Source organism: Ruminococcus bicirculans (ex Wegman et al. 2014), from assembly GCF_000723465.1.
Lineage (GTDB): Bacteria > Bacillota > Clostridia > Oscillospirales > Ruminococcaceae > Hominimerdicola > Hominimerdicola aceti.
In genome coordinates this window covers 1,211,156-1,223,639 of record NZ_HF545616.1, presented here as the reverse complement: position 1 = coordinate 1,223,639, position 12,484 = coordinate 1,211,156, and the positions used below count along the sequence as shown (strand labels likewise).

14 protein-coding genes are annotated in these 12,484 nt (G+C 42.1%); all 14 read right to left on the bottom strand.

Annotation, left to right across the window (positions count from 1 at the left end; genetic code table 11):
• Positions 1-32: 32 nt before the first annotated feature.
• On the bottom strand, positions 33-983 hold the full coding sequence (locus tag RBI_RS05570; RefSeq protein WP_038671625.1) for a hypothetical protein: 951 nt from the start codon (positions 981-983) through the stop codon (positions 33-35).
• A gap of 14 nt (positions 984-997) precedes the next feature.
• Positions 998-1,225, bottom strand: a complete 228-nt coding sequence (locus RBI_RS05565; protein WP_022286677.1) for a hypothetical protein — start codon at positions 1,223-1,225, stop codon at positions 998-1,000.
• A gap of 18 nt (positions 1,226-1,243) precedes the next feature.
• Positions 1,244-1,696 (bottom strand): hypothetical protein, encoded by a 453-nt coding sequence (locus RBI_RS05560; protein ID WP_051706508.1) that lies wholly within the window; start codon positions 1,694-1,696, stop codon positions 1,244-1,246.
• Positions 1,668-2,318, bottom strand: a complete 651-nt coding sequence (locus RBI_RS14055) for a signal peptidase I (protein ID WP_148303578.1) — start codon at positions 2,316-2,318, stop codon at positions 1,668-1,670. The genes RBI_RS05560 and RBI_RS14055 overlap by 29 nt, the downstream gene beginning before the upstream one ends.
• Before the next feature lie 54 nt (positions 2,319-2,372).
• Positions 2,373-4,487, bottom strand: a complete 2,115-nt coding sequence (locus RBI_RS05550; RefSeq protein WP_038671623.1) for a DUF2357 domain-containing protein — start codon at positions 4,485-4,487, stop codon at positions 2,373-2,375.
• 36 nt (positions 4,488-4,523) lie between these two features.
• Positions 4,524-6,092, bottom strand: a complete 1,569-nt coding sequence (locus tag RBI_RS05545; RefSeq protein ID WP_038671622.1) for a hypothetical protein — start codon at positions 6,090-6,092, stop codon at positions 4,524-4,526.
• A 21-nt stretch (positions 6,093-6,113) separates the two neighbouring features.
• Positions 6,114-6,773 carry a signal peptidase I gene (locus RBI_RS05540; RefSeq protein WP_038671620.1) on the bottom strand — a complete coding sequence of 220 codons (660 nt, stop codon included), beginning with the start codon at positions 6,771-6,773 and terminating at the stop codon, positions 6,114-6,116.
• A gap of 44 nt (positions 6,774-6,817) precedes the next feature.
• Positions 6,818-7,552 carry a hypothetical protein gene (locus RBI_RS05535; protein WP_207732694.1) on the bottom strand — a complete coding sequence of 245 codons (735 nt, stop codon included), beginning with the start codon at positions 7,550-7,552 and terminating at the stop codon, positions 6,818-6,820.
• 18 nt (positions 7,553-7,570) lie between these two features.
• Entirely contained in the window at positions 7,571-8,317 is a 747-nt protein-coding gene (locus tag RBI_RS05530; RefSeq protein WP_038671619.1) for an EAL domain-containing protein, read from the bottom strand.
• A gap of 165 nt (positions 8,318-8,482) precedes the next feature.
• A complete protein-coding gene (locus RBI_RS05525; RefSeq protein WP_038671617.1) occupies positions 8,483-9,481 on the bottom strand; it encodes a hypothetical protein in 999 nt (332 codons plus the stop codon).
• Between the two features lie 396 nt (positions 9,482-9,877).
• A complete protein-coding gene (gene scfB / locus RBI_RS05520; RefSeq protein WP_022287270.1) occupies positions 9,878-11,251 on the bottom strand; it encodes a thioether cross-link-forming SCIFF peptide maturase in 1,374 nt (457 codons plus the stop codon).
• A 118-nt stretch (positions 11,252-11,369) separates the two neighbouring features.
• The gene (scfA, locus tag RBI_RS14545; protein ID WP_013498654.1) at positions 11,370-11,513 is read right to left on the bottom strand and encodes a six-cysteine ranthipeptide SCIFF; all 144 of its coding nucleotides are present in this window, start codon (positions 11,511-11,513) and stop codon (positions 11,370-11,372) included.
• A 98-nt stretch (positions 11,514-11,611) separates the two neighbouring features.
• A complete protein-coding gene (locus RBI_RS05515) occupies positions 11,612-12,016 on the bottom strand; it encodes a TIGR04086 family membrane protein (protein WP_038671615.1) in 405 nt (134 codons plus the stop codon).
• 106 nt (positions 12,017-12,122) lie between these two features.
• Positions 12,123-12,455 (bottom strand): preprotein translocase subunit YajC, encoded by a 333-nt coding sequence (yajC, locus tag RBI_RS05510; protein ID WP_022287272.1) that lies wholly within the window; start codon positions 12,453-12,455, stop codon positions 12,123-12,125.
• Positions 12,456-12,484 lie beyond the last annotated feature (29 nt).

Below are 12,484 nucleotides of genomic sequence, written 5' to 3'. Positions count from 1 at the left end.
CAACTGCCTCCGTGCAAAGTTAATATTCTTATCTATACGTTTAGTTCAACAAGGATATATTGCACCTTTGTACCTATCTTTTCGTCAGCGTCATTATACATGGAGCTTAGTGATGATAACTGTGCTGTGCTGTATTTATCACCATTAAGTATTTTCTCAATAACTGTTTTATTTTGTTCTTTATCAGCATCACCTGACAAGAACAAGCTTAAATTACCCTTTATATATTCCGCAAAATTCAAACGTTCTTCACTGTCATCATCAAACAGCACATTTTTCTCTGCCAGATTTTCATCTGTGCTTTTCATTAGTATCTGACCAAGCGTGTTCGGCCACACCCAATATACGTTCACTTCCTGCGGAACGCCTACTTTACAATCTTTAAGCGTCCTTGTGAATGTTTCATCATGAAGAAAATCGGAATATGTGTGATTGTTCTCATCATATTTCTCAAAAAACATGATATGTCCATTCATAAATCTAGTTACTTCTTCTTCAGTAATCTTTTCATAAGAAACAGCGTCTTCGTTTTTATTCTCTGCATACCCCGTGATACTCAACTTGAACTGTATCTCCATTTCCCCCGACTGGTTCGGGACAACATAAAAAGTAAGCTTTCCATGACTACCAGGATTAATACCTTTCGTCATACCGCTTTCTTCATCAAGAAGCCAGTAGATCTTGTTGTTCTCGTCAGAAGTGATGTTGCTCCCATCAGACACCTTAGAGTAGTCATTGCTGTCAAGTATCTCAGCTTTAAGCACATTGGCACTGCCTACTGTTTTCAGTTCAAATGGCGAATCTACGCTTTTCATTCCAAATGAATCAAGATCAAGGGCTTTATCAATGGTAAACCAAGCCAGACTGACCGCAATAAGTATAAATGCCAGCACTGCAACTGGTATTATTTTTATAATAAGCAGTTTGCGTTTCTTCTTTTCTTCCTCGCTGTCTGCTTTCTCTATCACTTTATGCTCAGCCACTTTGGCGACCTCCATTATTTCATCGAGTCAAGCTCTTTCTGCAATTCTATCATGTGGTTTCTGCAAGCGGTTATCTCGCCTGTGTATTTGTTGAACCACTCAACGTCCATTTCGTTAGGCTCTTCCTGCAAAAGAATTGCCTGAACGAGTGCTGATTGTGAACGTGATCTCTTACGCTCTATCTCCTCGATAGTAAGTCTGCATTTCTTTATTTCTCTTTTAAGCTGCCCTTTACTGCTCACGTTATTGTCCTCCTTGCATTAATTTCCCATTTTATCAACCGAATCAACTATCTCGTTGACTTCCCTATAGCCTTTGTCAAGATTTTCGGTGATATGGTCAAGTGCTTTTTTTACGTCCTCAAGCTTGCCCTGCATCTGCTCTGGATATTTAACCAAGCAGTAATGAAGCTCATTTATAGCCTTCTGCTCCTCCGTATAATCGTCGATAAGAAACACCAGCGACCTTGCCGCACCCATGTCCGAAAGTATCATGTTATATCTCGTTGGAAGATCCTTGCCGCTTTCAAGATAAGTGTCTATCTCCTCAGAGACGGCAGACAGATTTTCCATATACTTAGCAATGTAAGTCTTTCTGACTTCCTCGGACTTGTCCATATAAAGCCCGATAAAAACGAACAGCCCTGCAAGTGCCGCAATACAAATAACGATAGCCGTTATCATTTTAGCCTTCATTATCTTTTCCTGATTCAAAGCTGTTCGCCTCCTTTTTCTCGTTTTCCTGCATTTTCAGCCGCTGAACTTCTTTTTCAACAGCCTCACGCATAAGCTTTTCCTTTTCTTCCTCAGCCGCTTTCAAGGCTTCCTCACGGTTTGAATATATTTTTATCTCAGCGATAGTTTTTACCTCATACACCGCCATGCAAACTGTTGGGATTATCACAAGCAGTATGAGGAGCTTCTTTGTTGATGCAAATGACCCAAGCCACTTGAAAAATCTGAGCTTTCCATAGTATTTTCCAATAATGCTGACTTTTTGCACCGTCACGCTGTCCTCTATTTTGTTAGCATCGCCTTTAGTAACAAAAGTGCCGTCGCTCAAAACCTCAGATATCCTGTGAGTATTTATCTCGCCTTTAATACTATCATCTTGAGAGTAGAACGAAATGATATCCCCTGCCTTTAAGCTGTCAGTATCCGTCCTTTTGATGTAAATATAGTCACCCTCATGTATAGACGGCTCCATACTTCCGCTCACGACTTTCAGTACGCTGTAACCAAAAATGCTTGCTGTTTTGCCGATACAGCCGCAGACCATTATGTACACCGTCACACTCAGCAGTGCCGCAAACACAGCAGAGCCAAGTATTGTCAAAGCTATTTTTACTATCCTCAACGCCTTGCCGATGATACCGACGCTCCCTCCGTGTTATTGTTTCCTATATTTCTCTTTCAAATGCCTTGCCATTCTGCCAACTGCTGAAACATGATACTCCTTATAGAGTCGTTTCATTTCAGCGTCGATAGCTTTCTGCTCCTCAGCGGTGCGCTGTGGCGGAATATATGGTCTTGGCGGTCTGTTCTTTCGCTCAAGACGTTTTCTCTTTTTAAACTGCCTGTTTTTGATATGCCTCTTTACATCATATTTCAGATACGGAGCATATTTTTCATAGATGATCTCAATTTCACGCTCTGCACGTTTTCTCTCTGCCTCAGCCAGTTCTTTTTCCTTCTTGACTTTGAACATCCTGATATAGTCTGGATTATCCGTCACAACAGGTATGATCCCAAATGCGTGAGCCAGAACATATGTTATGCCACGTTTTGCCATGTAATATGGATTTTTGGAATATTCTTTAAATATCTCATTGATATTTTTATTTTCAAAGCTTTCACGTTCAGCTTTAAGACGCTCAGCACGTTCACGCTCACGGCGTTCCTGCTCACGCTGCTGTTGTGCTTCTTTCGCCTTTTTTGCAGCGATCTCAGGGGACTCATACTCTGACACAAAGCTTGAAGACACGGCTTCTTCATTCGTGCTGATCTGCTGATCCATAGCAGATCCAAGGCTGCTGCGGACGAGCTTTTTCTCCTCTCGGATCCTAGCTCTTTCCTCACGGACACGCTGCTCCTCTTCACGGCGCTTACGCTCTTCCATTTGCCTTTTGCGTCTTGCGATATGCTTGATCTCTTCCTCTTTTTCACGGCGTTCACGTTCCTCACGCTCCGCCTTTTCTCTTGCAGCCTGCTCCGCCTGCTGTTTTTGGATAAGCTCCAATCTTCTGCGTTCAGCTTCCTCATGCTCCAGCCTTATGCGCTCTTCTTCCTCACGCCGCTGACGCTCAAGTTTCTCCTGCTCGGCACGCTTTCTTTCAGCTTCTGCAGCCGCAAGCTCCTCAGCCCTCTTACGGTCTTCCTCGTCTTTGAGAAACTGCTTTTCTATCTCAACTATACGGTCAAGCTCTGCCGTAAGGTTTCCTGCCTCTTCGGCAGACATACCCATATCTGTCTTACCTGCACTACTTTGTTCACCCTCGCCAACTATGACATCATATTTATCAGACGTCTGCTTATCAAAACGCCTGACAACCTTTGGTGCAAGGGTCTTGCTCTTTATGGTTTTAAGCTCCTCCGACTTATCTGCCCCATGGGTATAGGAGCGGAAAAGCATATAGTTCATTGCGGTCAGACCATATATATCCTCGATATAAGAATCATCAGGTCTTTGTGCAGTATCAGAAACGTTGACCTCGTAGCCTGCCTTATCGTAGCTTTCGATAAACTGCCAAAGGGTAAGACACGCCATAAGGTCCACATTTTTAGTGATAGCGTTTGTTCTCATAACAGGCGGTCTGATAAAAGCGTTGCCAAGAGTGGTACAAAGCACTGAGCCTTTATAGCCTTCGATAGCCTTTTTGACCCTTTCAAGCCTTGCCCAAATGTCAGTATCCTTGCTGCCGCCGACAAGACAGTCAACGGTTTCTATCTTAAAACTAATGTTGACCTTTCTCCCGTCGCCGCTGTCCGCCACGGTATCGTAATTAAAAGAATAAGCCTCCTGCGCCTCTGCGGTCTGGACAAGCTTATTGTATCTTATATTTATAAATATGTATAGCCTGTCGATAAGGGTATTTACAAATCTATTTTCATATGTATCAAGAGTTTCCTCTTTATGAATGTTGAGTATCTTTGACGGAGTTATCTTTCCAGTCTTTTTGTCGATATCCTGAATAAGATCGGTGTGCTGACCTAGATGTTTTATGGACTCTACCGTTATCTTCCTTGACATAGCGATAGGCACGATCTCTTCCACTTCTTTAATGGTGTTTCTTGGATTTCTTATTACCGTATCAAGATGTGGCAGAGCTTTTTCTATCTCTGTGAGCCAGGACGAATCTATATTCTTCTCGATTATCTTACGATTAAAAGATACAGTTTTTTCGCCCGAAAGAAGCAAGGCACGGGCTGCCGCAAAGCTGTTATTGCCGTCAAGCGTCTTTACAGCTTTGTCAAAAGCTGCACGCTGTTCGTTGTATTCGCTCATGCCCGTCCCTCCTCTCAAAGCTTATGAGTACAAATTTTAGTACAGTTTTTGCAATCTTTCAAGATATGCTATAGATTCTTTCATAGTGTTTCTGCCAAAAAGCTTCAGCATATAGGTGCAAAGCTCTTTCAGCTCTTCTCTTAGCATTGCCAAGTTAAGCGACTCAAATTTTCTGAATATCTTTGTGGCAAGCACATAGTCAATGCCGTCAAGTTCATCTCCACCGCAGGCAACATATACAGGAACAAACAAGTTCATCTGTTTAAGTATACGGTTACCGAAAGCCACTCTCAGCTTTTCAATTACCCACAGGTCAAGCTGCTGGATCTTTTTCAGACTGTCCTGTGAAACAGGATACATTTGAAAAGCTTCCTTGAAAAGTGTATCAAGATGTTCAAAGCTTAAATTCATAGGCGGCGTGTCAGGTGCGTCAAAGGCAACTCCCTTTGCGTCAAGATTGATAGGCTGTGCACGGTCGTATACCTTATCTGAGATAGTAAACGTGGAATCGTCGTTGTTGGCAGTACCGATATACCAAATGTTCTGCGGAATACGCAGCTTGCCCTTATCAAGGCGAACAGGGTCGGTACTCCACACGTTAGGAACAAGATCAAGCTCCCACTCGGCAGGATCAGGCATTTCAAGAATTGAGAGCATTTCTGCAAAGTAATATTCTACTCTCGCAATGTTCATCTCGTCGAGGAGTATGAAGTTTACATCGTCATTGTATTCAGAAGAATAAATTCTTTTGAGGACTTCTGTTTCATTAAAGTTCTTCGTGAACTCGTTGAAGTAGCCAAAAAGCTCAGTTCTGTCACGCCATGACGGCTGAACAGATGCAATAGTGGTATCATTCTGCAAGAACTTACCGAATGAATACGGCAGTGATGTTTTACCTGTACCAGAGATACCTTGCAGGATAATGAGCTTTGTTGAAGCCATGCCTGCAATGAAAAGTCGGATAGTTTTTATGTCATAATAAAGGTGCATTCTTGAGCAGGCAAAGTTTCTGTATGCTTCGCAGATACCGCTAAGGGTGATGTCATTATTGTAAGCAGGCGGCTCGTATGTCTTGTAGAAATTGTCCACCTCGATAAGCTTTGAAAAACGGCAATCTGCTGTCTGAACAACGCCGTCCACAATGGTTTGAACTTCGCCCTGTGCAGGCATCTGCTCGCCCTCTGCAAGCTTTGTTTCACCTTCTGCAAGAGCGGTGTTATCATAGACCCCAAGCTGAGCCACCTTCATTGCCATGATCTCATCTTTTTCCTTGGTCATTTTGACCACCTGACGCTGCAGGTCAGATATTTCTTCGATAAGATCCTCGTTGCTGACGATAGAGTGTCTGAATCTTATGTACTTTCTCACAGCAAGCACTATCATAAAAATAATAAGCACAAAGATAGCCACAACAACGATAATTGCAAGCACAGAAAGTATCCAGCCCAGCGCACCAAAGTCTGCCGAGTAGGTCTTGAATATCCTTATGTAGTTTTTTATATTGAAGATCTGTTTTATGCCGTTCCACAGACCTTTGAAGATCTGCCCAAAGCCTGCAAGCATTGACGACATGAAAACAAAAAACCATTTCAGAAATCCATTCATAATGTATCACCCAAGCAGCAGTTATTTGTCATTTTTCTCCTGCTGTGCATTTTCCTCTTCCTTTTTCTTCTGCTGTGCAAGGTATTCCTCAACTGCACGTCTTTTTATTTCTTCCTCATCGCTCTCTGTGATAGCAGGACGCTTTATCTCGATTATGGTTGCGATAAGCTTATAAAGCTCAAAGAGGAAAAACAGTGCTATGGGCAAAAGTATGCAAATGAAAAATCCCGTTTTTGTTCTGAGAAAATCCATTACCTTGCCGAAACCGCCTATTTTTGCACCTTTCCACTGACCGATTATATCACCTGCATAAACAGTGTATGTATCATCTACGTTATTAGCATCGCCTCGTGTGATAAAGCCTACAGAGCCGTTATCATTGAGTACCTCTGCGATACGGTGGGTATTCTTCACCTTTTGGCCCTTTATAAGAGTCCAGAAAGTGATAACGTCGCCCTTTTTCAGAGAATTGATATCGTCTATTTCCTTTGAGATAATAAGGTCGCCTTTTTTGAAAGTTGGCTTCATTGAGTCAGATTCAACTGTGAGTGGGACATATCCCAGCAGACTTGCCGTACCATTATTCTTATCAGACGAGAACACGAGAATTGTTATAAGCAGTGCAAAGATAAGCACCACCCATGCGATAACATTAAAAACGATCTTCAAAGCTTTTTTCATAATTCAAAACCTCGGAAACCCGAGGCTTCCTCCCTTCTAATTCTTTAAGTTGTTTCAACGATCTTGAAATTCATACCAAGCTTCATTGTGCCACCGATTATTTTGTCAACACAATCAGGGTCATTTCCCTCAAGCCATATGACTACTGTATACTTGTCTTTCTCACCAGGACCAAGCTTTTCACGTCGGTCCTTCATGACCTCAGTAGAGGAGGCGAACTCCTTGTCGCAATCGCTTTCCTTACCACTGCCGTCAGACTTTGTTTTACCATAAACAGTTTTCTCGCCATTCACGAAAAGCTCCACTCTGATAGCTTCATCAACACCGTTCGTGACGTTCTCGATAGTCATTTCGCTGTCATAGCTAAGTGTGTCTTTACCGGAATTTATGAGATAGAAAGTATAAGCTATATACCCCTCGCCATTATGGCTGCCGTTTATCTTGTCGATATTATCAGGGAGATCTTCGCCACTGATATTTGTCATATCATAGAGGATATCCGCATTGAGCCTTGAATTGCTCGTGGTATAGTCAGGAGTTTCCGAAAGAGTAAGCCCCTGATTTATCATATCATACTTACTTATCTTAACTGTAAAGCTACCATACTTGTCGTAAAAATAAGACACCGCATAAGCCGCCGCCACGATAGCGATAAGTATAATGGCAAGTATTTTAAGCAATCTCATCAATACCACATAGCGTTTAGCTTCCTTGGCGGTCCTGCGAAGTGCAAGGGTATCGACTACTCTTGTATTTTTATCTATATTTTTACCGTCCAAAACCGTATCACCCGTTTATTACTCATTTCTATTGCGAACGTATCTTTCCGCAATATATTTTCCTGCATTTTCTCCCGAATAGTAAAGGCACTGCATACCGCTGAGCTGTTTCACCTGCTTATCATCAGTAATGCCGTCAGCTATGACCTCAGCATTAAGGTCAAAAACGAAATTCAGCAGAGAGTTCACGCAGGTATCATACCTGTCGCTCTTACCAAGAACCTGAGCCACTGAGCCGTAAAGCATGATATTATCTACCTTGAACTCAGCGGTCTTAAGCATTTTAAAGCCCTCAGTGCCGAAGCCTGTGAGCAGAAAATGAAAGCCCTGTCTTCTCATAAGAGCCACGTTATCTGCCACTGTGCTGTCAGCTTCATCAAGCACATCAGGCGACAACTCAAAGCAGACACGCTCATACTTCACGCCAAACTTATCGCAATAATCTGCCGCAATTCTCGGAGCTTCCGTCTGCCTTAAAAATCTTGCAGGCATGAACACGCTTGCCCAATCAACGTCAACTTCCCTTTCGTGAAACTTGCCCAAAGCCTGCAAAAGCTGAACAAAAGCAAGCTTGAAAATGCTAACACATCGGTCGGAAAGCTGAGCCACAGGGAGATAATCCGCAGGCATTAGCGTTCCCATAACAGGAGAATTGAGCCTTGTTTGCGACTGCAAAAAAGTGACCCTGCCGCTGTCGGTATTTTTTATAGGTCTATAGAAAAGCTCCACGGCACGAACGCCGTCAACTGTAGAATTTTCGCCCAAAGCAAAGCCACTTCCTTTCTGCTCCAATGTATTATTATAGCATATTTTCGACAAAAAACAAAGAAAAATCGGGAGATTTCCCCAAATATGGAAAATTATTTTTTATGCCCATTTACCAAAAAACGCCGAATTTCTTCGGCGTCTTTTTTGTTTTATTGTTATGGATTAAACACCTGTGCCTGTGTTTGAAAGGTCATAGAATTTAAGATTAATCTGGAAGTCCTGACCTGCATTAGCATTCCAACAAGCCTCATCTTCTCCCTCAAGCCATACACGAATGTAATACTTAACAGCGCCACCATAACCTGTACCCGTTGATTTTGTTACAGTAGCAACATGTGTTGCATTAGCAGCATTAGTAACCTTTCCGTCAGTAGCTTTAACCTCTGTTGCAACAGAAACTTCACCATATGAAGCAGTTAAAGTTGCTGCCGCGGTCGAAACAGCCTTACCGTCTGTGTAATAATTTGTAGTAGCATTTCCCTCTGCACCAAGGAACACACTCTGTGCTGCCTTAGTGTCAGGGAGTATTGCAACACGAGCAGCCTTGTAAAGTTCTGTAGTTGTATCACTATCACTACCCTGTTTAACTTCAACGTCAAGACCAAGGTTTACAGCACTAGTGCTTGTTGTTCTGAACCAAACCGGAATGTCAAGATAATATCCTGAGCCTTCCTTATCAACAGCTGTAACAGCATCACCTTTTTCAGAAGATTTACCGTCATCCTGAAATTCCCAGCCAGCAGCAGTAGTTGCCTTGTTGAAAGGATTGTCAACATCAGAAACTTTCTTACCATTTTCTGTTGCTTTTACAGTATAGAACATATCAAAACCATTAACAGAAGATGCAGGAATAAGCTTACCAAAATCTTTATATACAGAACCCATAGCAGCAGTGTGTGACCAAAGTGTTTCATCAGCACCAGGTGCAGTTGCCTCTTGTCCAGCAGTCAGCGTGTTGCCAGTTGTAGCTTTACCAAGTGAAATTTCAATTGTCTGTGGAGTTGTAGCAGTAAGCTTAATGCCTGTTACTTCAACTTCTCTGCTCATCGTAAACCAAGCATAAGTAGCAGTAGAAAGCATTACAGCGGAAGTTGTGAGCATTGCAACTGCAGGTATAAGTTTCTTCTTAGCAGAAGTATTCTTCTTTTCATTAGTTTTCATATCTCTTCGTCCTTTTCATAATAATTTGTCGTTTTATCCTGTCCGATACAGAGGGCGCTCGTTATAGCCGATTTGCGGTAACATGACCGCCAAGCACCTTTTGTTTATGTCAATATTATGCTAAATTCGACCCGCTTTGTCAATAAGCTACCAGCTTAGTATACATTATATTTATCTTAATACTTATTAATATGTCAGACACATTTTGCTATTTTTCGACATGATCATACTATGTAATAACAGCAGAAAGCACGGAATAACGTCATTTGTTATTCCGTGCTTTTTAAACCGATTATTCAATAAATTTTTTTGTTAAACTTCAAACGTTTTTGTACATATTAAGTTTATATATGTACACAAAAGTTACCATGCGTGAAATTTACAAAATATTTATATTCATTCTGCGCTGTCGAGCATTTTAACAGCCTTCATCATGATAGCGCATTCAAGACGCTTCTTCTGTATCTGACATGACAGCTTATGCGCATTGTGGATATCACCTGCGTAAATGTAGTTGTTTGCATTGCAACCGCCACTGCAATAGAACTTTGCCCAGCACTTTTTGCACTCAGGCTTATTGTAAACGTGTGCGTGAGCAAACATATCTTTCATTTCCTCGTTAAATGTGCCGTCATAGAGATTGCCCATTTTGAACTCGGTGATACCAACGAACTGATGACATGGGTAAATATCGCCGTCAGGAGTAACAGAAACATACTCGTTTCCGCTTCCACAGCCCCTAAGTCTCTTTATCGCACAAGGACCCTGATCGAGGTCTATCATAAAATGGAAGAAGTTTATGAACTTGCCCTCGTCCCTTATCTTCTGTATCTTCTCAGAAAGTATCTCATACTCCTTGAAAATCCTCGGCAGGTCAGCTTCTGTTATAGCATAAGGCTCGCTAGGGTCTGCCATAACAGGCTCAACGGATATCTGGTCGAATCCCAGATCATAAAGGTGCATTACATCATTTGAGAAGTCAAGATTATACTTTGTGTAAGTGCCTCTTACATACCAATCCTTGTTCTTAGGACGTTTCTCAACAAGCTTCTTAAAGTTAGGGATAATCCTGTCATAGCTTCCTGAACCGTCAACACGCACTCTCATTCTGTCATTGACTTCTTTTCTTCCGTCGATAGACAGAACAACGTTGTACATTTCCTTGTTGATGAAGTCTATCATCTCGTCAGTGAGGTGTACACCATTTGTTGTAACAGTAAATCTGAACTTTTTATTGTGAGGCTCCTCCTGTGAACGTGCATACTCAACAAGCTTTTCTACCGTACCGAAATTCAGTGACGGCTCACCGCCGAAGAAGTCCACCTCAAGAAATTTTCTGTCTCCTGAACGCTCTATAAGAAAATCTATAGCACGCTTGCCTGTTTCATAGTCCATGAGCATTCTGCCCTGACCGAAATCGCCTGTTGAAGCAAAGCAATATTTACATCTCAGGTTACAGTCGTGAGCAATATGCAGACACATTGCCTTGATAGGCGAAGCCACAGCAGACAGTGCATACTTCTCGTAATCGTCCTCGCTGAACAATATCTTGTCATTGTAAAGAGAAACTATCTCCTCATAACAATCCTCGATATCCTTGCTGTCATACATCTTTGACAGCTTTCTTACAACGTCCTCAGGACATTTCTCCTCAAAAGGCGGCTCAACATTGTCTAACAAATCATATGTCAGATCGTCTATAATATGTACTCCGCCACTGTTCACGTCAAGCAGTGCATTAAAGCCGCCAAGCTTAAACTTGTGTATCATTTAAAAATCACCTTTCGCATTTATATTCATATACAAATTTATACAAAAATAAAGGGACATAAAAATGTCCCTTTAGCAAGGCGTGTGTACGCTCGCACGCCTCAGAAAGATCGGAATATTAAGCTTCTCTCTCGCACTTCTGGTTAGCAACTGTGCAGGAGGTCTTGCAAGCTGACTGACATGATGCCTGACACTTGCCGCAGCCACCCTTAGCAGCAGTCTTCTTGAGATTAGCCTTATTGATCGTCTTGATATGTTTCATAGGATTTTACCTCCAATAATTGATTTACACTAATTATACCACATATCCCACTGTGTTTTATGAACGAATAGTTAATGCAATATAAACATTTATCCTTATCAAAAACGACTGCTTTTAGAATTTACCCCTACAACTCCGCCTACGCCTGCACACACAAGGGTAAGCACAAGCTTTGCAGGCACGGAAAAGCTTTCGGCTGCCTTAGAAAACAGTGCACTGAGAATGACAATGATAAGAAAAATGAACACTCCGCACAGCACACCTGACAGCAGACCGTTTCTACGTTGCCTTTTTCCGCAGACATATCCCCCTGCATACGCTCCGATACCAAGTGCCGCTGTTGACATCACCGACAGCATAAGGTCGGTGGCATCTATCTTAGTGATAACATACGCAAAAGCAAGCACAGCAACAAATATCGCACCGCACCCCACGCAGGCAGACAACGCCGTTGACGACAGCACCGACAGCTTTCTGCCCCCAAAAAGCCTGTTATTTTTCATATCCGCACCCCCACACTGAATATCCTAAAGAAATTATATTCAAAGCCACGGACAATAAGAACACAAAAAGGGACGGATAAAACTACCCGTCCCTTAAAAGCGATATTTACTTTGCGTCACCATCATGAATTGTTTCGTTCTTAGCGATAGCCCACTTTTTAACACGTATCTTACTTCTGTCGCCGCCTGTTTCGATAACAACAGTGTCGTCCTTGATAGAGAACACGATACCAACGATTCCGCCGTTTGTAACGACCTCGTCACCTATCTCAAGGTTATCTCTCATCTCAGCGTCTTTCTTATCCTGCTTTTTCTGCGGACGGATAATAAAGAAATAGAAGAACACGATTATGAGTACCAGTGGGATAAAAGTCATGGCAAGTGATGCAGGTGAACTCTGCTCAGCTGCCAAAACTGAAATAATTGCTGACAAATTCATCAAAAGACCTCCAAATCTAATAATACTAT